Below are 23124 nucleotides of genomic sequence, written 5' to 3' on the forward strand. Positions count from 1 at the left end.
GAGGGTGGTCACCCGAGTGGTTCGCAAGGAAGTGTTTTGCTGGGCGCTGAAAGGGTTGAGCATTGATCCCGTTGTCTTTTGCGCAGCGTAGGCTGTGGTTTATCCACCAGTTGGAGGGATTGTCGTCAACTTACAATATTCCTCTGGTCTTACGCCTGACTGGTGAGCTCAGTGTTCATTCGCTGGGCAGGGCAATCGGCGATGTCGTGAGTCGACACGAAAGTTTGCGGACTGTTTTCCCCTCCCATGAGGGTGTGCCGGAGCAGCGTGTTCTTGGCTCGGCCGACGCAGACTTCGGCTGGGACGTAGTCGAAGCGTCAGGGTGGTCGACAGACGCGTTGAACGATGCAGTCGCACAGGCAGTGGGATACAAATTCGACCTCAGCTTTGAGATTCCGTTCCGAGCGCAGCTCTTCAGACTATCGGCCGATCAGCATGTATTGGTGCTCCTGATGCATCACATCGCGTCAGACGGCCAGTCCCTCACGCCCCTCGTACGCGACGTCGGGCTGGCGTACAGGGCCCATGTGGGCGTAGAGGTGCCTGCCTGGGTGCCGTTGCCATTGCGATATCGGGATTACACGCTCCGTCAGCGTGAGTCGCTCGGCGACGAGTCCGACCCCGACAGTGCGCTGAGCCGGCACCTCCTTTACTGGAAGAACACGCTAGCCGGATACGAGGGGCGGCTTGAGCTCCCAACCGACCGCCCTTATCCGGTCGTGGCCGACTATCGAGGCAATCGAATCCCCATCGAATGGCCCGTGTCGATGCAAGAGCAGGTGCGACAGTTGGCCCGGGAGCATCGTTCTACCGGCTTCATGGTGATTTCGACGGCGCTGGCGGTGCTGTTGTCCGAACTAAGCGGCACCTCCGATGTCGCTTTCGGTGTTCCAACTACGGGCCGACGTGACGCTGATCTTGCGGAGATGGTCGGTTTCTTCGCCAACACAGTAGTGCTCCGCGTTGATGTGTCTGCCAGTTCGACGTTCCGTCGCCTCTTGCAAAAAGTACGGGACGCGGTTTTGGACGCATTGGCCCACCAGGATGTCCCGTTCGACGCGCTGGTGGATCTCGTCAAACCTGCTCGGTCACAATCGCATCACCCACTGGTCCAGGTCATGCTCGGATGGCAGAACCAGATCTCCACGGAGTTGGACTTGCCGGGGGTGCTGGCAGAGGCGGTACCCACCATTTCTCGACAGGCCCGGATGGACTTGACCTTCAGTCTCCGGGAGCGGTACTCCGAGTTCGGCGAGCCGCAGGGAATCGACGGAGTGGTCGAGTACCGCTCTGACGTCTACGACGCTGCATCGGTCGAGACCATGATCGTCAGGCTTGGGCGAATCATCGCCGAGATGATCGCCGTGATCGACCAGCCAGTCATCTCGATCGACGTACTAGACAGAAACGAACACACTCATCTTGACCGCCTGGGCAATCGTTCTGCGCACTCTCAGACTGCCGCCAGTATATCCATAGCCGAACTGTTTGCAGCACAGGCGAATCGAGCGCCGGAAGCGCACGCCATGGTTTTCGAGGATCAGGTATGGACTTACAGGGAAGTTGACGAGGCCTCCACGCAACTGGCACATCTACTAGCCGTTCGTGGGGTACGCGGAGGAGAAGTTGTTGCTCTCATGCTCCCGCGTTCCAACAAGACAGTAATCGCGATCCTGGCAGTGTTGAAACTGGGCGCAACCTATGTACCCATTGACATCAAGCACCCCGATGAGCGGGTGGCGTTCATCTTGGGCGATGCCGCTCCAGCTGCCCTCGTGACCACTGCCGAACTGACTTGCCGGGTAGACTGTTTTGGTATCGAAGTTGTGGATGTCGACGACGACGCGATTGCCGTGCAGCCGGTTACGGCTCTGCCTGCGCCAGAGGCCGGCCAAGTCGCGTACATCATCTACACCTCCGGTACCACCGGTGTCCCCAAAGGGGTTGCCGTTACCCAGGCGAGCGTCACGCGATTGTTCAGCTCGACGGCTCCGGGGTTCGTGCCGTCCTCAAACCAGGTGTGGTCACTCTTCCACTCCTACGCGTTCGATGTGTCGGTATGGGAGATGTGGGGCGCGCTGCTACACGGTGGCCGACTGGTTGTCGTACCTGGAGAAATTGCCCAGTCCGCCAACGACTTTCATCAACTACTGCGAGACCAGAACGTATCCGTTCTGAGTCAGACACCGTCAGCATTTTATGCTCTGCAGGCAGTCGACATGCGCCGGCCGGGCGAGTCTCGGCTGAGCGGTCTAGAAGCGATTGTCTTCGCAGGCGAAGCTCTCGAACCGTCGAAGTTGCGACCTTGGCTAGATCAGCTGGATTCCTGGCCGCACCTGATCAACATGTACGGCACCACAGAGACCACCGTCCACGCATCGTTCCGGAGGATCGTTTCTTCTGACCTCGACAGCCATGTCAGTCCCGTGGGCGGTCCGCTTGCTGACCTTGCCTTCTTCGTATTGAATACCGGTCTCCGCCGCGTGCCGGTAGGAGTAGTCGGAGAGTTGTATGTGGCAGGTCATGGTGTCGGCCTGGGCTACTTGAAACGCATGGGGCTGACGGCGTCGCGGTTTGTTGCTTCTCCGCTCGGCCCGCCGGGCTCGCGGATGTACCGGACGGGTGACGTAGTGCGGTGGAACCGCGAGGGCGAGCTGGAGTATGTGGGCCGCTCGGACGACCAGGTGAAGATCCGTGGTTTTCGTGTTGAACCGGGTGAGGTCGAGGCTGCTCTTTCCCGTGTCGCGGGGGTGGAGCGCGCCGCGGTCGTGGTGAGGTCTTCGAGTTCGGGCAAGCAGCTGATCGGCTACGTCGTACCTGCGGAGACCGGTCCAAAAGTAAATGGTGCTGTGGTGCGTGGTGATGTGGCCGCGCACCTACCGGAGTACATGGTCCCCACAGTGGTGATGATCGTCGATGACCTACCGCTTACGGTCAACGGCAAGTTAGACAAGCAGGCATTGCCGAATCCAGAGTTCGCAGGCGGATCCTACCGAAATCCGTCGACCTTGGTTGAGGGAATTTTGGCTGAAATCTTTGCGCGTGTGCTGGACCTACCGCGGGTAGGGGTGGACGACTCGTTCTTCGACCTCGGCGGAAATTCGCTATCGGCGATGCGAGTGATCGCGGCCGTGCAGGAGTCGTTTGATTCATCGATCGGCGTGAAGGCGCTCTGGGAAGCCTCAACGGTATCGGGGTTCGCACGGTTGGTGGGTGGATCGCCGGGTGGCGGCGTGGCATGGGTCCCAGTAGCTCGTCCCAAGCGATTGCCGTTGTCGTTCGCTCAGCGTCGGCTGTGGTTCATCCACCAGATGGAAGGGCAGTCGGCGACGTACAACATACCGCTACTGATTCAGATTACCGGTTCTTTGGATGTCTGTGCGCTGCGCGCGGCGATCGCTGATGTTGTGGAGCGGCACGAGAGTCTGCGGACAGTGTTTCCAGCGGTGGCTGGTGTGCCGGAGCAGCGTGTCCTTGCAGCTGAGACTGACTTCGACTGGGACATCATTGACGCCACCACCTGGACGGAACTTCAAATATCCGACGCAGCGCGTGTTCGGGGTCAGCATGCTTTCGACCTAGCCGAAGACCTTCCTTTCCGCGCGGCGCTGTTTGTCGTGTCTGCCACTGACCATCGTCTGGTCGTGGTCATGCACCACATTGCAGTCGACGGGGGGTCACTTCCTCCGCTCCTGCGTGACCTATGGAGCGCCTACGGAGTCCGCGCTGCGGGCGAGTCGCCTTCCTGGTCGCCACTTCCCGTCCAGTACGCCGACTACACGCTTTGGCAACACGCTCTGCTGGGTGACGAAGCGGATTCGCAAAGCGTGCTCGCCGGGCAGTTGAAATTCTGGGAACACGCCCTGAAAGATCTACCCAGCAGGTTGGAGCTTCCCACGGACCGGTCGTACCCGGCGGAGACCGACACGAATGGGGGTCGAGTCGTCGTCGACCTGCCCGCGGATTTCCATGAATTGGCGCAGCGGATCGCGCGGGAACGCAATGCGACGACGTTCATGGTGATGTCGGCGGCGCTTTCGGTGCTGTTGGCGCGTTTGAGCGGGAGCGCGGATGTGGCGTTCGGGGTGCCGACGGCGGGGCGGGGGCGAACCGAGTTTGACGGCATGGTCGGGTTTTTCGTCAACACGCTGGTGTTGCGTACGCGGGTTTCAGCCGAGATGAACTTCGGTGATTTGTTGGAGGAGGTACGGGAGCGGAGCCTGGACGCGTTCGCGAACCAAGATGTGCCGTTCGATGCGCTTGTCGAGCGCCTCAATCCGGTCCGTACGCAGGCTCACCATCCGTTGATCCAAATCCTGTTCGCCTGGCAGAACGACCCGGTCCCCGACATCTCGGTGCCGGGTCTCGACGTGGAGACGGCGTCAGTCGACATCGGAGCCGCTCGAATGGACCTGGCATTCAGCCTGCGCGAGCGGTTCACTGCGGACGGTCAGCCCGATGGGATCAGCGGAATCGTCGAGTACCGCACCGACATCTTCAACGCCGAGACCGTAAAGCGCATGGCGGCTCGGTGGCAGCAGCTATTGATTGCGATGGCGGCGGGCCCGGATCGTCCTTTGGCTTCGTTCGACATCCTGGGTGAGGATGAGCTGACGCAGCTGGACGTACTGGGTAACAGGTCGGCTGTGACGGAGTCCGTTGCTGGCGTGTCGATTCCGGAGTTGTTCGCCGAGCAGGTGAGGGTGCGGCCGGACGTCATAGCGGTGGTGTTCGAGGGTCGGTCGTGGACGTATCAGGAGTTGGACGACACATCGACGCAGTTGGCTCATTTGTTGGCTGGGCGTGGGGTGGGAGTAGAGGACGTTGTTGCACTGTTGCTGCCACGTTCGGAACACACTGTGATAGCCATACTTTCGGTGCTGAAGCTGGGTTCTGCTTACTTGCCGATCGACATCAACACCCCTGACGAGCGCCTGGCATTCGTTCTACAAGACGCTGCGCCGGCCGCGATTTTGACCACGGTGAGCCTCGCTGGTCGCGTCAGTAAGTCCGGGGTCCCACTGATAGATGTCGAGGATCCCAAGGTCGCTGAACAGCCGACGACGACGTTGCCGGTGCCGAATGCTGACCTCCTCGCGTACATCATCTACACCTCAGGAACGACAGGCACACCCAAAGGCGTCTCGGTCACCCACCGCGGCGTCAATGACCTCATCGCTACCCACATCGCGCGCCTCGCCAATGTCGAGGACCCGACCACCGGCACTCTGGAACCCCACCACCACGTATGGACGCTGTTCCATTCATACGCATTCGACTTCGCGGTCTGGGAGATGTGCGGCGCGCTTCTGCACGGGGGACGGCTGGTCGTGGTTCCCGAAGAGGTTGCCTACTCTCCTTCCGATTTCCATAACCTGCTCGTAAACGAAGAAGTAACGGTGCTGACCCAGACACCGTCGGCGTTGGCACGGCTGTCTCCCGAGGGGCTACCGTCGATCGCGCTACTTCTACTCGGGGGAGAGACGTGCCCAGCCCAGCTAATCGAGCGATGGGTGACGCCTGAGCGAGCCGTGATCAATGCTTATGGCCCGACCGAGTGCACCGTCTACGTTTCGATGACCGAACCGCTAGTCCCTACAGGGGCAGTGCCGATCGGTGCCGCTGGCTCCGGCACTGCGTTGTTTGTGTTGGATTCCGGTTTGCGGCGGGTTCCGATCGGTGTGGTTGGTGAGTTGTATGTCGCGGGGCGGGGTGTGGCACGCGGTTATGTGCGACGGCCGGGCTTGACGGCATCGCGATTCGTCGCGTGTCCGCTCGGCCCTTTGGGTTCGCGGATGTATCGCACCGGCGATCTGGTTCGTTGGAATCACGACGGCGAGCTGGAGTATGTGGGTCGCTCTGACGATCAGGTGAAGATTCGTGGTTACCGCATCGAAATCGGTGAGATCGAATCGGTGCTCCGGACGGCCCCCGGAGTAGGACAGGCTGCGGTCGTCGTCCATGAGGACCACCCAGGGTACAAACGGCTGATCGGCTACGTCGTTCCCCACACAGACTGGGCGGGCGAGTTGGATGGCAACCAATTGCGCCGCTTGACCGACGCGTGGCTGCCCGAATATATGTCGCTTGCGGCGGTCGTGGTCCTCGATGCATTGCCCATGACGAGTAACGGCAAGCTTGACAAAAAGAGGCTTCCGGTACCTCAACTAGGACAATCGAACCAATACCGAGCACCGACTACTCCACTCGAGGAGAGCCTGGTTGACATCTACGCGCGCGTACTGAATGTGGAGAAAGTTGGAGTCGACGATTCGTTCTTCGATCTAGGCGGCGACAGCATCTCGTCCATTCAGGTGGTGTCCCGGGCCCGGCAAGTCGGTTTGTACTGCAAGCCCCGCGACATCCTGGTGGAGCGAACCGTGGCACGACTTGCCCACGCTCTCCAGCTCTCGGTCCCGGAGCAGTCTCTCCTTCGGCCGGCTGAGGCTGGGCCCGTCACGGCAACGCCGATCATGCGGTGGCTGGCATCTCTCACGGCACCGACAGACGAGTTCAACCAAACCATGTTGTTCCAGGGGCCGCAGCAGGCGAAGTACAGCGACGTGGTGTTGTTACTACAGGCATTGGTCGATCGGCACGCCATGCTCCGGTTGCAGGTGGACAACGCCCCGACTGAGGACGCGGACAACTGCATCGTCCTACCAACAGGCTCGATCAGCGCAGCCGACTGTGTAACCCCCGTCGTGGACTTCTCCGATACCACGTTTGCCAATGCCTTGAGCCGTCTTGACCCGCGTCGAGGAGCCATGGTGCATGGGCTGTGGGCTGAGCGCACCCGCCAGCTGTTGCTCATCGTCCACCACCTCGCGGTCGACGCGGTCTCCTGGGGAATCATCCAAAGGGATCTCGCAACGGGTTGGCGCTGCCTCACCGAGCGGCGAGAAATTACCCTGGATGCCAGCGGCACCTCGTTCCGTGAGTGGTCAACGATGTTGGCGCAGTACGCTGCCGAGCGGAAAGTCACTGACCAGCTTCCGCATTGGCAGCGCATTGAAGCCGTTGCCACCCTGCTGCCCAGCCCGCACCCGACTCCTGGTATCTGGCGCGATGTGGAGCATCTGTCGGTCAGCATCGACACGGAGCTAACCGAAGTGCTGGTAACCGACGTGACTGCGGCTCTGCACATCAACGTTCAGGATCTGCTGCTCATCGCACTCGGTTCTGCCCTCGCTGAACAGCACCAGCACTTCGACGTCCCTTTCCGCATCGACGTGGAGAGCCACGGACGTCGCGATGAAATCGGCAGTGGGATCGATTTGACCAACACCGTCGGATGGTTCACCGCAAAGCACCCGGTCGCTTTGAACGTCGTACCCATGGACCGTGACACTGTTCTGACCGGGGGCTCGGACATGGGTATCTGGATAAAGGACGCCAAGGAACAGCTGCGTGCCCACCCCGACGGAATCACCTACGGTCTTCTCAAGTATCTAGGCACCAACAATCTGTCTGGCGTAGATCCCGCCATCGGCTTCAACTACCTCGGCCGGCGCAGCGTGAGCCAGCTCGACGCACCCCTCGAAGATTGGCGGATCCTCGGACCGACTGAATCGCCTGATGCTCGACGCTTTGGTTCCCGCTCGATGCTGTTGCCGCACACAGTCGGCATCAATGCAGCCGTGCTAGCCGAAGGTTCGCAGTCAGAACTACACGTGTCCTGGAGTTGGACGAGCACACAGGTGGATCGCTCCTATATCACCGAGCTGTACGCGCGCTGGTATGACGTTCTAGCTGGAATTGCGGCGTACGTGCAGAACGGCGGCGGAGGACTGACTCCCTCCGACGTCCTGCCGGCGGTGGTCAATCAGCGGCAGATCGATCAACTCGCACAAATCGTGGAACCAGCAGACCTTCTCCCGCTGACTCCGCTTCAAACCGGGCTGCTTTTCCATCGCCGTTCCGGCAGTAATGAACCCGTAGAGCTGTACACCGTGCAACTGGGTATCGAGATTGCTGGCGTACTCGACGTGCCGCGCTTGCGCGAGGCCGCTCATACAGTCGTCGGACGCCACCCCAACCTAATGGCTCGGTTCGTCTCCGAGGGTTTCCCCGAGCCGGTGCAGATCATTCCGACACGCCCAGACATACCGTGGACGGTAGTTAACGGCTACGAGTGCGATCAGAGGCTGCTGGATGCAGAGCTCGCCGCCTGCGGCAACCTCGTAGATGAGGCACCGCTACGGATTCTCCTTCATCAGACTGGGACGAATAAGCACACGCTGGTGCTATCCGTCCATCACATCGTGGTGGACGGTTGGTCAATCCAGATTCTGCTCAAAGAGATGTTCGCCGTCTACGAACGGGAGACTCTGGCACCCGCGCCCACCTTCCGAAATTACGTCGAGTGGCTATCCGCCCAGGACTGGAGCGCGGCGCGGCGGCATTGGCAGAAGCTGCTGGCGGGACTTCAAACGCCGACCTTGTTAGATCCAGGAGATCGCTTCACTGATGCGCGATCGCTGTTGCGAGTCGACCTCCCTATCGACGTCACGCGTTCTGTTGAGCAGTTGGCTCGCTCGCAAAACACGACCATGAACATCGTGCTACAGGCCGCCTGGGGCCGTCTGCTGGGCGCATTGACTGGCAGCGGAGACGTCGTCTTCGGCACTACCGTATCGGGGCGGCCAGCAGAACTGTTCGGCAGCGAGTCGGCGGTGGGCATGTTCATCAACACCGTCCCGGTAAGAGCATCCCTGACCGCGACGACGACCACGGCTGAACTGATCGGCATGCTGCGGGACGACTACCACGATGGGCTAGACCACCAGTTCGTGGCCCTGGCCGATATCCAGCGCGCCGCGGGACATCAACAACTGTTCGACACCCTCTTCGTCTACGAGAACTACCCACTGAGGATGTCCGGCGGGCAGCTCGAGACAAACGGACTGAGCGTACGCATAGCCTCAAGTCGCGAGTTCACTCACTATCCAATCGCCTTACAGATCTGGCCCGGTCCACAGCTGAGGGTGCGGCTGGAATACCGCATGGCGGTCCTCGACGAGCGGTTGGCCAAGCAAATCCTGGTATGGCTCCAGACACTATTGATTGCGATGGCGGCGGGCCCGGATCGTCCTTTGGCTTCGTTCGACATCCTGGGTGAGGATGAGCTGACGCAGCTGGACGTACTGGGTAACAGGTCGGCTGTGACGGAGTCCGTTGCTGGCGTGTCGATTCCGGAGTTGTTCGCCGAGCAGGTGAGGGTGCGGCCGGACGTCATAGCGGTGGTGTTCGAGGGTCGGTCGTGGACGTATCAGGAGTTGGACGACACATCGACGCAGTTGGCTCATTTGTTGGCTGGGCGTGGGGTGGGAGTAGAGGACGTTGTTGCACTGTTGCTGCCACGTTCGGAACACACTGTGATAGCCATACTTTCGGTGCTGAAGCTGGGTTCTGCTTACTTGCCGATCGACATCAACACCCCTGACGAGCGCCTGGCATTCGTTCTACAAGACGCCAAACCAGCAGCAATAGTGACAACGGTAGCGCAATTGCACCGGGTCGATGAGAGCAAAGTGGCAGTCGTGACCCTCGGGGGCAGGGTCACCGTCGAACCTCCCACTGTCACCTTTCCATTCCCCCATCCAGAACTGACGGCCTATGTCATCTACACCTCAGGAACGACAGGCACACCCAAAGGCGTCTCGGTCACCCACCAGAACGTGACGCAACTGTTCACCAGACCCGCACGGACGTCCGAATTGTCGCCAGGACAGGTGTGGTCGATGTTCCATTCGTACTCGTTCGATGTGTCGGTGTGGGAGATGTGGGGCGCTCTGCTGCACGGTGGCCGCTTAGTCATAGCCTCTGAGGACACGGCCAACTCTGCCACCGACTTTCATGACCTACTTGTGAACGAAAGTGTTTCGGTTCTGACCCAGACCCCGTCCGCCCTCGGCCGGCTGTCACCGCAGCGGCTGAGCGCATTGAGGACCATTTTTGTGGGGGGTGAGGCGTGCTCGCCCGAACTTGTCGATCGGTGGGCTTCAGGCCGAGAAATGATCAACTCCTACGGTCCTACCGAAAGCACCGTTTACGCCTCTATGAGTGCGCCCATGAAGCCTGGTCATGGAGCTCCTATCGGTACGCCGGTGCCGGGTGATGCGTTGTTTGTGTTGGATTCCGGTTTGCGGCGGGTTCCGATCGGTGTGGTTGGTGAGTTGTATGTCGCGGGGCGGGGTGTGGCACGCGGTTATGTGCGACGGCCGGGCTTGACGGCATCGCGATTCGTCGCGTGTCCGCTCGGCCCTTTGGGTTCGCGGATGTATCGCACCGGCGATCTGGTTCGTTGGAATCACGACGGCGAGCTGGAGTATGTGGGTCGCTCTGACGATCAGGTGAAGATTCGTGGTTACCGCATCGAAATCGGTGAAGTGGAAGCAACACTCGCTGCCTTGACCGGAGTGGAGCGTGCGGCAGTGGTGGCCCGTGATACCGATACCGGCAAGCAGTTGATTGGCTACGTCGTACCTACCGAGGTGTCTGCGGGAATCGATGGTGGGGCGCTGCGCGAACGAGTTGCCGCGCGATTGCCTGCGTACATGGTTCCGGCCGTGGTGATGGTCATCGACGAGTTGCCGTTAACTGTCAACGGCAAGCTGGACAAATGGGCGTTGCCCGAGCCGCAATTCGCCAGCGGCGTTCACAGAGCGCCGTCATCTCCGGTTGAAGAAATTATCTCCGGCATTTTCACGAAGGTTCTCGACCTGCCGCGAGTCAGCGTGGACGACTCCTTCTTCGACCTGGGCGGCAACTCGCTCTCTGCGATGCGTGTCGTAGCCGCCGTGCAGGAAACCTTCGACTGTGAAATCAGCGTCCGTGCACTCATGGAAGCCCCCACCGTAGCGGGCCTGAGCAAACAACTCTTCAACTGGTCCAGTTCCGACGAGATACCTCAGGTCGTGAAGTTGTGCCGAGGGCCAGGGCGTCCACTTTTCTGCATACACCCTGGTGGGGGCGTCAGCTGGGCGTACCGCGCCTTGGGAAGCATCGTGCAGCGCCCAATATTCGCTATTCAGCAAACCGTCGACGGCGAACGTCCGCGTACGGTCCGCGAAATGGCCGGCGAGTATGCCGACCTCGTCCAGTCAGTCCAGCCCGATGGGCCCTACGACCTGCTGGGATGGTCCTTCGGTGGTGTCGTCGCCCACCAGATGGCTACCGTGCTGGAACGGAGAGGGGCGCACGTACGTCGGCTAATACTGTTGGACGCAGCTCTAGTAGAACCCGGTACGACACGCTCGCCAGACGCGGATTTCAATGAGACCGACGTCCTGCGGCATTTCGTGTCCAAGAACGTCGACCTGCCCGATCTGAAAGAATTGACCTCTTACGAGCAGGCCACGGAATGGCTGGAAACTCATTCGTCACTCGGCGCAGCTATTCCGCCAGCTTGGATGATCAGCCACGTCGTTCGCAATCTCCGATTCAATTCTGACCTCTGGCACGGCCACACACCGGACCTATTCGGGGGCGGCGCTGTGGTGTTCCAGGGAAGCGATCACGAACGCGATCCAGGTTATTCAAGAGACTGGACACGTTTTATCGCTCGTCCAGTCACGGAGATCGCAGTGGAGTGCGAACACAACGACATGTTGAGTCCCGATGCGTTGGACGCCTACGGCGACCGGCTGCGTGCAGAACTGGAAGGCGACGATTATGAGTAAACCAGGCGAGTTTCCTTATGAGGCAGGTATTCATCCCAAGGGCTATGTGTCTAGGCCATGGACGATCAGGCAATTGGCTGGGCTTGGCGACGGCGTAGACACCAATAGGCGGTTCCATTATCTCCTCGACCAAGGCGAGACAGGTCTTTCGTTGGCTTTCGACCTGCCCACCCAGCTCGGACTCGACCCGGACGATCCAACGGCTGCCGGTGAGGTCGGTCGCGCCGGGGTCTCGGTGTCCACCGTCGACGACTTGGCCGCAGTGTTCGACGGAATACCGCTGGATCAGGTGTCAGTCTCTTTCACCATCAATGCGACCGCACCGATGATCTTGGCCCTATGGATCGTGGTTGCCGAAGAATCAGGCGTCAACCCTGCGCTATTACGTGGCACTTTGCAGAACGAAATGCTGAAAGAGCACGCGGCTCGCAAGGCGTTCGTGTTCGACTTGGACGACAGCTTCCGCTTCTCGTTAGACGTTATCGAGTACTGCATACGCAACTTGCCCAAGGTCAATCCGGTATCGATCTCGGGTGGACACGCCCGTGAAGCCGGTGCGAGCCGAGCAATGGAAGTGGCGCTCGGCATCGCTGATGCGGAGACGTACTTGCAAGGGATGCTGGAGCGGGGGTTTACCGTCGACGAGGTCGCACCCCGGCTCAGCTTCATCTTTGGGACCCATATGGAGGTTCTTGCCGAGGCGGCCAAGTTCCGTGTCCTACGCAGGATGTATGCCCGCCGCATGGTGGACCTCTTCGGCGCTGCTGACGCGAAGTCGAGCCGCATGCGTGTTCAGGTCAATACTTTCGGCTCCGCTCTCGCCGCCTCCGAACCGCTCAACAACATCGCGCGTACGACCATTCAGGCCGTAGCGGCCGTCCTCGGCGGGGTGCAGTCTCTGCATGTGTGCGGCTTCGACGAGGCCGAACAAACGCCTGGGCAGCTATCGGCACGCATTGCGCTGAGGATTCAGCAGATCATCTTGAAGGAAACCGATCTAGCCAGATACGTCGACCCCCTCGGCGGGTCCGAGGCAATAGCTCGCATCGCCGATGAAATCGAAGCAGAGGCTACGGGGTGGCTAGATGACATCGCTGCCCATGGTGGCTTGTTGGACTGTCTGCGCAGTGGCTGGCTGGAATCGCGCATTGACGACATGGCCTACGCCACCCGCGGCCCCGTCGTCGGCGTCGTCGAAGCCGAGAGTTCCGAAGAAGAGGAGTGGCTCACTGAAAGGCAACTGCGTTCGGGTGTCGTACCGGGCCGCCGCCGTCCCTTCGAGCGCGGGGTTTGTAGCGCAGAACTACGTGCTGTGACCGATGACGTGGCCGCGGGCCGCAATGTCATGAATTCGATGATCGCAGCAGCACGGGCTCGGGCCAGCATCGGCCAAATGCAACGGGCGGTGGCAGAAGGGCTCGAATCGAAATGACCGCATCTAACCGGAGCAGCAGCAGTCCGGGTCAATCCCGTACCCAAACACACTCAAGGGTGCAGCCAACTGACCACTCGGATGGGGAGCAGAGAAATATGAGCAAACAACGGATGGCTACCACTATTACGAGTTTCTGGGAACGGGCTCTCGGCGAAGAAAATCTCACGCTCGATGACAATTTCTTCGATTTGGGCGGTGATTCGCTCACGGCCGCGAAAATCCTTGCCCTTATCCAGCGGGAGTATGGGCTGCAAGCGGAATTGCATCTAATTTTTAACAACCCCACCATCGAAGAATTCGTGGAGGCCGTTGATGAAGAACTAGCAGGGGTAGCGCCGCGGGGAGAAGATGCATGACCGCCCCAAAATTCAAGTCACTGTGGGGAGGTCCGGCGACACCCGATTGTCACTTAACTGGATTTGTTCGCCGTGTCACCCACGATCCGGGGCGTACGGCTGTAGTCGACGCCGATCGTTCGTACACCTACGGAGAACTGGCAGCTTGGGCGCAAACGGTGTCGTCCAACTTGACGCTGGCCGGCGTGAACGTAGGAGACCGGGTTGCGGTATCGCTTCCGCGAGGCGCGGGTGCAGTCGCTGCATTACTCGGGGTGCTGCTGCATGGAGCGACGTACGTCCCGTTGGACCCCGAGTACCCCGTGGAACGGATTCAGTTCATGGTGGATGACTGCGCACCTCGCGCCCTAATCGCCACCACGCGATCACGTGTGAACCACCACGCCCCGCTGGTCGACATCGGGCTGCCCCCCGGAGTAACCCAACCGATCGACCTGCGCGCCGTCGCGTGCGATGCCGCACTTCCGGTCTACATCATCTACACATCCGGATCGACCGGCTGGCCGAAGGGCGTAGCGCTGAACCATCTCTGCATCGACACAATGGTCGATTGGCAAACATCCCACTCACCCCACCCCGAACTACGCACCGCACAGTTCGCCCCGCTAAATTTCGACGTCTCGTTCCAGGAGATATTGGGCACGCTGTGCGGCGGCGGCACGCTTGCGATCATGCCGGAGAAGCTACGCCGTGAACCAGCCCAATTGCTTCGATGGCTCTCCGATCAACGAATCGAGCGGCTGTTCGTCCCATTCGTTGCGTTGCAGATGCTGGCAGTGACGGCCCAGCGGGACATGCTGGCGCAACTGTGCTTGGTCGAGGTAAATACCGCCGGTGAGCAAGTAGTGTGCTCGGAAGATATTCGCGCAATGTTCGCATGTATGCCCGGCTGCCGGCTGGTCAACCACTACGGACAAAGCGAATCCGCCATGGTGACCTCGCACATCCTGGGGCCCGATCCGTATGCCTGGCCCAATCTGCCACCAATCGGCGAACCCCTGCCGGGATGCGAACTACTCATCGCGCCGGAAGTTCCAGAAACTCCGAACATCGGAGAGCTTCTCGTATCCGGAAATCCATTGTCGGATGGATATCTGGGGCGTCCCGAGCTGACAGTGGAGCGCTACGTCAGCATCCTTCCCTCACCAGCCGGTAACACCCGAGCCTTCCGTACCGGTGACCTGGTGGAGCTGACAGACAGCGGCTTGCGCTTCCTATCCCGAATGGACAGCCAGATCAAAGTGCGGGGAATCCGCGTTGATCTCCTAGAAATCGATGCGCAGTTGCTAACAGCTCCCGACTTCGCTGCAGCGGCGACGGTCATGGTGGTGACTAAGTCCGGCCATGCCAGCCTGCGCGCCGCAGTAGTCCTTCGTGAGGGCTGCACCGGCCCAGTCGAGGCCAACGCTCTTAAGCGACTACGCAAGGTACTGCCCGAGGTTTCGGTCCCTGTTTCGGTGACGGAACTGCCCGAACTGCCCAGGACCCCCAGCGGGAAGGTTAATCGTGAGAGAGTCGCTGAGCTCATCGCAGATGACTGCCGGCGGCGTCGCCGACACAGTCAGGGCGGTGACGAATGACCACAATCCTGCACGATAGGCCCGCCGATGCGGGCCAATACGCACTCTGGGCCGAAGCCACGATTGATCCCTCGATTAGTGGCGGCGGATATTTCGTGGCGACCTTTCGCGGTGTACTTGACGAGCATCACCTCGAGGCCGCTGCGCGCGCCGTGCTTGAACGACACGAGCCGCTGCGGTCGGTGCTGCGGCTTGTGCGGGGACAGTTGCGCCAGTGCGTCCTGCCGGCACTTGAGGCATGTTCTTTCGAGCGCGCCACTATCCCATGCGAAGACGGCTCCGAGTCGGCGGCGGTCCGAGAATGGTGCAAGCAGCGCGAACAGGACAAGCGCTGGGACCTAGCCACCGAGGCACCAATTCGTTTCCAACTTCTAACCCATGCTCCCAACCGCTGCTCGATGGTCTTCGAGGCTCATCACGCCGGCTTTGACGGGCGCAGCAAGTTTATTGTCGCCCGCGATTTCTCGAACTATCTGGGGAAACTGAGAATCGGCCATCAAGTGAATCCGACGCCGCTGGCCGCGCCCAGTACGCCCGTTGCCACGGAGGCAGTCACCGCGGAGGCCATCGAATTTTGGCGTACTGCTATCGACAAACGGATGCCCTTGACACTTCCCGAGGGCGGCCGTCTGGGGCAGCGGTCCATTGCTGCCTCGCCGACAATCGAACTGGAGCCCTCAGCGGTTGCCGCCCTTCGCGCGATCGCTCAAAACCTGCAGGTGAGCACATTCACGATGCTTTTCGCAGCGCTCACTCGACAAATGACGGCTTACGACAACATTGATCCGGTGTTGTCTGTGGCTTCGGACGTCAGTGACGAACACACCGGACATGTCGCCGGCTTGCAAACCAACGTGGTCCCCGTATCCATCGAAACCTCCCGCCAGATGGCGACGGAAAAATCCGTTGCCTCGGCCCGCCGGGCGCTCACACACTTGGCTCGCTATCGCCGCGTCCCGTTCGTGGACCTGGTGTCCGGTGTGCCCGGCAGACCCCTCGCTCGGCTCAGTACTGAGCTCGGCCTGTCATTTCCCCGTCCGCCAGCCCAACTTGACCTGGAAATCCCCGGCCTACGTTCGGAGTGGGAGTTTTTCACGCCAAACACAAACGCTGCTTTGGCCAGAACGCTGCAGATCCGTGCGCACTGGCCGCAGTGCCGGGTGCGGCTCGACTATCGCCAGGATCTGATGGGTGCAGCGGAAGCAGAAATATTTCTTGCCGATTTTCGCACTGCTGTCACAGATCTCGCTTCAGACCGAGAAACATCCTTGGTCAGCTCTACGAGCAAAGTCCGGCCCCGAGCAGCCGGCGCGGGGACCCCGTACATCTGTGCTGGCGTCCGCGCGGGGACACTATGTAACGACGACGCTCCCCACCCTCCGCGCTTGATGCCATCGGACGGTGTGAGATTCACCGTGCGTGGCCGGTCGGAACAGTTACTGCCCTGTTGTATAGCGGGCACGATCTGGGTTCATCTCGCCGACGGCCGCGAGGTTTGCACCGACGACTGTGGGTACGTCGCGGCAGACGGCGAGATGCGACACCTAGGACCTCGGGAGGGTCGGTGGATCCGCACCCGAAGCCTCATTGATGCCTCCGCAGTCGCCCGCGTCGCCCGAACCCACACTTGGGTACGAGAGGCGGAAGTGCAGCTGGTGAGGGGCCGTACCGACACCGCGGTGCTCAGTGTGTCTGGACCAACTCGCAATGTCCCGAGCGCACGAGAAATCCGAGCACATCTGCGGACTTTTCTGCACGCCAGTGATCTGCCTGGACGTATCAAAATCACCTGTACCGACACCCTACCGACGAACAAGGATGACAATGAACGAACTCTCTGAAGCTGTAATCGCGGGTGCCTCTCCGGACGTACTTGAGAGCCTTCCCGTCCCACCTGAATACAACGCCGCCTACCTAGATGTAGAAGACATCCAGATTTTCGCCGGCGTCGAGGACAAAGACGTTCGAAAGTCGATTCACCTCGGCAGTGTGCCCATGCCGGAACTTGCTCCTGATGAGGTGTTGGTCGCTGTTATGGCAGCGGCGATGAACTACAACACAATCTGGTCCGCTACCTTCGAGCCGATCCCCACTTTCAACTTCCTGCGGCACTACGCAAAACAGGGCGGCTGGGCCTCTCGTCACGACCAGCCGTACCACGTACTGGGGTCGGACGCAGCCGGGGTGATCGTGCGCGTCGGGGCCGGTGTGCGCAAGTGGAAGGTCGGGGACCATGTCGCCGTAGGGACGGCTCATGTCGATGACCAGGAACCGCTCACCCATCACGACGGCATGCTCGGCCACGAGCAGCGAGCATGGGGGTTTGAGACAAACTTCGGAGGCCTCGCTGACTATGCGGTCGTCCGCGCGAGTCAATTACTACCCAAGGCAGCGCACCTCACCTGGGAAGAGGCTGCCAGCAACCCATTGTGCGCGGGAACGGCCTACCGGATGCTCGTCAGCGAGCGCGGTGCCAACATGCGTCAAGGCGATGTAGTCCTCATTTGGGGCGCGGCGGGTGGCCTCGGTGGCTACGCCGTGCAATTCGTCCGCAACGGCGGCGGCATACCAATCGGCATAGTCAGCTCGGACGCAAAAGCCGAGGTCGCCCGCAAGCTTGGCTGTGAGCTGGTCATCGATCGGCGCGAGATCGGTGAGATTTCCGCTGACCCGGACGCCACCGTCGCGGCAGGAAAACTGCTGGGCAAGATCATCAGGCGAGAGATCGGAGAGGATCCGAACATCGTCTTCGAGCACGTTGGCCGCGAGACCTTCGGCCTCTCGGTATTCGTGGCCCGCCGCGGCGGCACAATCGTCACCTGTGGATCGAGCACGGGTTACCAACACACGTTCGACAACCGCTACTTGTGGATGCGCCTGAAAAGAATAGTAGGCAGCCACGGGGCGAATTTGTACGAGCAGTGGCAGACGAACCGCCTCATCCAGCGCGGCCAAGTGCAACCTATGTTGTCTGAAGTGCACCCGTTTCAAGAGACACCAGAAGCCGCACGCAGGATTCAACTAAACGAGCACCTCGGCAAAGTTGGCATACTTTGCCTAGCACCCTCGAGTGGGCTCGGTGTCACCGACGTCGACCTGCGTTCCCGGATCGGCGAGGCGCGGATCACACCGCTGGTGACGGCATGACAGCTCCGAACCCGAGCTTCGACGCAGGAAAGGCCGAAGGCCGCGTGCATCGTGTCCGAGTGGTGGTTGCCAAACCTGGGCTGGATGGCCACGATCGCGGTGCCAAAGTGGTGGCGCGCGCACTTCGTGATGCCGGCATGGAAGTTATCTACACCGGATTGCGTCAGACACCCGAGCAAATCGTCCGCACCACTTTGGAAGAGGGTGCCGACGCTGTCGGTCTGTCACTGCTATCGGGCGCTCACATGGAACTGGTACCCCGCGTAATCGAGCTGTTGGCCGAGAATAACGCGATGGAGATACCCATCTTCTGTGGCGGCGTCATTCCACCTGGAGACGCACGCAAGCTCGCTGAAATGGGAGTGCTCCGGGTCTTTACCTCTCGGGATTCCCTTCAGGAGATCACCCGTTGGGCACAAACGAACCTACATCCGCTCAAGGAGACGGAGTGACGAGGCACCAGAACTGTCAGACCTTGGAGTCTGCACGGCAAGGCAATATCAGGGCGCTGGCGCAACTAATGACTCGCGCGGAGAACTACGCCATCACTGAGGTTGACGTCATCTCTCCGGCTGCACCGGACCACCCCCGAACCGCCTGTACGGTGATTGGCTTGACAGGTCCTCCTGGTGTCGGAAAGTCGACGTTGATTTCATGTCTTATCGCCGAGTACCGCAAGCGGGGTCAGCGCGTGGCAGTGCTCTGCTTTGATCCGTCATCGCCGATAACCGGCGGTGCGCTCCTCGGTGACCGCATCCGTATGCAGGAGCACTCAGATGATCCCGGAGTTTTCATTCGGTCAGTGTCCAGTCGTGGCCATCTCGGAGGACTTTCGGCCACGGCCAGGACAATGATCGCGATCCTGTCTGAGATCGAATTTGACAGGATCTTGATCGAGACGGTCGGAACCGGGCAGTCAGAGGTGGAAATCGCATCAATCGCGGACGACACCATCGTTGTTCTAGCGCCTGGAGCAGGTGACGGCATCCAAATGGCCAAGGCTGGTGTTCTGGAAATCGCCGACCTCTACGTCGTAAACAAGGCAGATCAGAACGGAGTCCACGCAGTACTTCGCGAACTCCAGGCCGTGATCGAGCTTGGTCAACGCGACGTCCCCATTGTGACGACTACCGCCAGCCGTCAAGAAGGGGCCGCCGAGGTAGTTAGAGCCCTTGAGGCCAAGCGAAAATCTCCTATGACGTAGAGCTGGAGCAGATCGTTCCTCCAGTCATTACCTCTGCCGCGCTTTGCAAAGCAGCGAAGCTTTGGGCCACCGTTAGGTGATCGAAGTCTGCGACATCGACGGGGACACCTGCATGGCACGAAATCACCTGCGCAGCGGCTTGAACTGGGCCCGAGTCAAGGGTTGGGCTGAATTTGACGACCTAGGCAACCAAGCAAAGTAGGGACTGTTGGCAGAGTTCAGATTGACTGATCTTGTAAATATCAGTCAGACAAGCGGATTCGGTCATGTCAGCATGTTGCATAGCGAGCAGTTATGCGGTGGACTGTAGGCATGCTGACTCGAATTGACCATATCGGGATTGTTTGTTTCGACCTCGACAAAACCGTCGAATTCTACAGTGCCACCTATGGATTCGAGGTTACTCACCTGGAATCGAACGAGGAGGAGGGTATCCGTGAAGCGATGTTGAAGATCAACGAGACCCCGGACGGTTACGCCTCGTACCTCCAGCTGCTGGGCTCGACCCGGGACGACTCAGTAGTAGGCAAGTGGCTGGCCAAGAACGGAGAAGGCGTCCACCACATCGCATTCGGCACGAACGACGTGAGTGGCGAAACAGAAGCCATACGGAGTAAGGGCGTCCGGGCACTCTACGACGAGCCGAGACAAGGTTCAATGGGGTCCCGAATCAACTTCCTGCACCCAAAGGATTGCCACGGGGTCTTGACTGAACTCGTCACCGCCGCAACACCAGACTCCGAATGACAACTGCCAGTTAATGTTGCGATGGTCCATATCGTCAGAGTGTTGATGCGGATTTGTGCCATGGAGTGGTAGACGAGGGGGCGGGATGGGAAAATTGGCGCGGCGTTCGGATAGAAGAGGGCAGAAGCCTCGGAATGCGAAGGGCACTCGGGTTCGCCGTGATGGATTCGACGGTGAGTTCGTTCCAGGGCAACAATTTTCGGTCGACATGCGTATCCGCCGGCAGGCCGCCGAGGTCCTGGAAGCAAAGGTCACCGCGGCGCGGTGGCCCCTTGTGCTCGAGGCCATCGAGGCCGCAGCCTGGCCGGTGGAGACCTACCTGGGAAAATTCCTTAAGGGCGGCTACGACGTCATCCGGTTTCGGTCCGACCCGACCGACGTGGGCGAGATGCTCCACAGGTTGTCCCGGATGACGAAGCTGCCGGTCGAAGTTGTCGCGCGGGAGCCCCACAAGCACTTGCCCTTCTGGCTCGATGACGAACCGGAATCGCACGATGTCGGCCTGCAGCCCTTCCGTTGGTTCCAGATGCTCTACTACAGCCACTTCCTTCTGCGCGCGTCGACGGCGGACCGGTATGCCTACTATGCGACGCCGGAGATGACTGCGTTGATCGAGGCCGGCCAGAGTGCCGATCGAGACCATGATGTTGCTGTGACCGTGGCAGATCTTCCCTCGAGCAGAGGAGTTCTCTATCTCGCTCCAGCGGATGGAGTGCCCGACCACGGGCGGGTCCTGGTGTGGAACGAGACAGGTCGCGACAGTGGAAGTGGAACCGATGTTCTCCTGATGGCCATGCTTACCGTTCCTGCTTTGCGGTGGTGGTTGGCGCGGGCCGACGGGGCAATTCCTACTGACGGAAACCGGTTGTACCGCGTCGTCAACGACTACCTACCGGTGTTTCCTTTCGCCGAGGTCCAGCTCAGCCCAGCCGAATCCGATGCTGCGCCCAGTGCACCGAACCGATCAGGAGGCGCGGGTTTCACGGACGTCGGTCCCGACGAACCTGCGCATTCCGTGACCGCCATGAATGACCTGGATTACGTTGCGCGAACGTTCTTCTCGATGGTGAACATGCTGCGAGGCAACAAGTTCGTGGAGTCCACCCGCCAGCAGTCGGCGCGCATGCGAGACAACGACGGCGTAGTCAAGCGGATGCGTGAGGTGACGTATTTGTCGTACCGGCAGCCGCGGCCTGCATCCAGTGCTTCATCGTCGGAAGGATCTGGCAAGCTCTCGCACCGCCACGTCGTTCGGGGGCATTGGCGTCGGCATTGGTATCCATCGCAGAAGCGTCATCTACCCATGTGGATCGATGAGCATTTGCAGGGGCCCGCGGATGCCCCGATTGTCGTCAAGAGCAAGGTGACTGTGGTGCGCCCGCCTGCGGAGAATGAGAGTGTTGAATGACCAACGACCGTAGTTTCGATCCGGACGCCGATCACGGCCAGGCGGGCTGGGTGACTCTGCCCAGTGGACAGCGTGCTTACCGCTACCACGGCTCGGACGACCTGATCTACGACGCAGCAACCGCCCCCGAGGCCGACGCGTCGAACTAGACGTAGATCGGAACCCCGCGGCGCAGGCTCGAGAAGACCGATGCACCGTCATGCCGGAAAGAACGACGCAGCTCGTCCAGTCATTCACATGAATGACTGTTGCCTGGGAACCACAAAGCAGCGCTGTGCGTCCAACACAGCATGGACGACGACGAGTGCGCAGCCATCCGTGACGAGGGGCGCGACCCCAGCGACCCGGCCGTCGTAAGCGCCCTCGACCAGGTGAAACGAACGCTTCACCTATACCGGCATCTCGCCTGGACCTTCACGGCAGACGACCTCGACACTCACACCCTCCACCGCTGAACGCGCCCACCTGCACGTTCGACAATCGAACATGCGTTCGATACGGTGTGGTGGTTCCTACCGGCGCGCGAAAGGTCGATCCACATGGCCACCGTCGACGCAATCGGGGACCTCACCGGCTTGGGCAAGGCCGAACAGCTCGCCGCGCTCCGACGCAGCATGGCCGCGATCCCCGGACGACGTGTCCACGCACCCATCGAGCCCGTCGACGCATCCCTGTTCGCCCCATCTCAGCCAACGGCCCCGCCCGCCGACGAACAGACCCTCAGCGGCCCTGTGCGTTCACAGACCCTGCGCACCATCCCCGTGCCCACGCCACTGTCGGAACTCCTCCCACGCGGTGCGCTGGCCCGCGGAACGGCCATCTCGATTACCGGTGCCGGATCGATCCTCGTCGGTCTCGTCGCTACAGCCAGCGCGGCCGGCCACCACGTCGCATTGATCGGGCAGTCGAAGTTCGGACTCCTCGCCGTCCACGAGCAGGGCGGCGACCTGTCGAAAATCCACCTGATCGACCCAGGCCAAGCAGACCCCCTCGACGCTGCGAGCATCTGTATCGAGGGCCTCGATCTGGTCGTGACGACCGTGCACGGACGCGATGTTCCGCCAACCCGGGCGCGTGCCCTGTTGGCCCGAAACCGTACGCACGCAGGAATTCTCGCGATCACGAACGGACGCATGCCCGGTCTCGACCTGGCAATCTCCTCGCGGCCTGTCGCGTACGGCGGAATCGAGCAGGGCAGGGGCCGTATCCGGTCGATCACCCTCGAGACCACCGTGCACGGGCGCGGTATCGCCGAGCGCACCGGCCGCTACACCCTCACCGCGCCCACGTTCGGCGAACAGGGCCTGCGGTGGACCCCGACCAGCGTCGACGCGGCCGTCCTGCACCGGCCACACGGTCTGGCGGTCGCGCAGTGAGCCCCGAGATGTACGAGAACTGGCCCGTCACTTTCGATCCGCCCACACGCCTCGTTGTCGATCCCCCTCAGAGAGTCTTGGTCAGCGTCGCGCTCACCGTGGCTGGCTCGTCTGGAGGATCCTTCCGTGACGGGGTGCCGCTCAAAGTCCGGTCCGAAGTTCTCTAGCCAGTGAAGTGTTGTTGCAA

At 60.7% G+C, this 23124-nt stretch carries 12 protein-coding genes; all 12 read left to right on the forward strand.

All coding sequences use genetic code 11. The features are described 5' to 3' along the window. Positions 1–71: 71 nt before the first annotated feature. The 12 genes from CH274_RS20950 (at position 72) to CH274_RS21005 (ending at position 22937) form a co-directional block, all read left to right on the forward strand. Entirely contained in the window at positions 72–11684 is an 11613-nt protein-coding gene (locus CH274_RS20950) for a non-ribosomal peptide synthetase (protein WP_254923896.1), read from the forward strand. Continuing rightward, the gene (locus tag CH274_RS20955) at positions 11653–13116 is read left to right on the forward strand and encodes a methylmalonyl-CoA mutase family protein (protein WP_032364855.1); all 1464 of its coding nucleotides are present in this window, start codon (positions 11653–11655) and stop codon (positions 13114–13116) included. Before CH274_RS20950 ends, CH274_RS20955 begins: the two co-directional genes overlap by 32 nt. Positions 13117–13214: 98 nt before the next feature. Continuing rightward, positions 13215–13475, forward strand: coding sequence for a phosphopantetheine-binding protein (locus CH274_RS20960; protein WP_032382025.1), 261 nt, complete (start codon positions 13215–13217; stop codon positions 13473–13475). Next, positions 13472–15055 carry an AMP-binding protein gene (locus CH274_RS20965; RefSeq protein WP_015586172.1) on the forward strand — a complete coding sequence of 528 codons (1584 nt, stop codon included), beginning with the start codon at positions 13472–13474 and terminating at the stop codon, positions 15053–15055. The genes CH274_RS20960 and CH274_RS20965 overlap by 4 nt, the downstream gene beginning before the upstream one ends. Further along, positions 15052–16896, forward strand: a complete 1845-nt coding sequence (locus tag CH274_RS20970; RefSeq protein ID WP_015586173.1) for a condensation domain-containing protein — start codon at positions 15052–15054, stop codon at positions 16894–16896. Before CH274_RS20965 ends, CH274_RS20970 begins: the two co-directional genes overlap by 4 nt. Beyond that, positions 16880–18202: a crotonyl-CoA carboxylase/reductase gene (ccrA, locus tag CH274_RS20975; RefSeq protein ID WP_015586174.1), complete on the forward strand. Its 1323-nt coding sequence runs from the start codon at positions 16880–16882 to the stop codon at positions 18200–18202. The genes CH274_RS20970 and ccrA overlap by 17 nt, the downstream gene beginning before the upstream one ends. After that, a complete protein-coding gene (locus CH274_RS20980; protein WP_015586175.1) occupies positions 18199–18654 on the forward strand; it encodes a cobalamin B12-binding domain-containing protein in 456 nt (151 codons plus the stop codon). The genes ccrA and CH274_RS20980 overlap by 4 nt, the downstream gene beginning before the upstream one ends. After that, entirely contained in the window at positions 18651–19406 is a 756-nt protein-coding gene (gene meaB / locus CH274_RS20985) for a methylmalonyl Co-A mutase-associated GTPase MeaB (protein ID WP_015586176.1), read from the forward strand. The genes CH274_RS20980 and meaB overlap by 4 nt, the downstream gene beginning before the upstream one ends. A 312-nt stretch (positions 19407–19718) precedes the next feature. Further along, positions 19719–20153, forward strand: coding sequence for a methylmalonyl-CoA epimerase (mce, locus tag CH274_RS20990; protein WP_015586177.1), 435 nt, complete (start codon positions 19719–19721; stop codon positions 20151–20153). A 208-nt stretch (positions 20154–20361) separates the two neighbouring features. Then, complete coding sequence (locus CH274_RS20995; protein WP_032364816.1) at positions 20362–21561, forward strand: hypothetical protein; 1200 nt, start codon at positions 20362–20364, stop codon at positions 21559–21561. Beyond that, positions 21558–21710 (forward strand): hypothetical protein, encoded by a 153-nt coding sequence (locus CH274_RS29365; RefSeq protein WP_155290193.1) that lies wholly within the window; start codon positions 21558–21560, stop codon positions 21708–21710. The genes CH274_RS20995 and CH274_RS29365 overlap by 4 nt, the downstream gene beginning before the upstream one ends. 390 nt (positions 21711–22100) lie before the next feature. Continuing rightward, positions 22101–22937 carry a hypothetical protein gene (locus CH274_RS21005; RefSeq protein WP_052049293.1) on the forward strand — a complete coding sequence of 279 codons (837 nt, stop codon included), beginning with the start codon at positions 22101–22103 and terminating at the stop codon, positions 22935–22937. Positions 22938–23124: the final 187 nt, after the last annotated feature.

The sequence above is a fragment of the Rhodococcus sp. 06-418-5 genome (genome assembly GCF_002258285.1).
Taxonomy (GTDB): domain Bacteria; phylum Actinomycetota; class Actinomycetes; order Mycobacteriales; family Mycobacteriaceae; genus Rhodococcoides.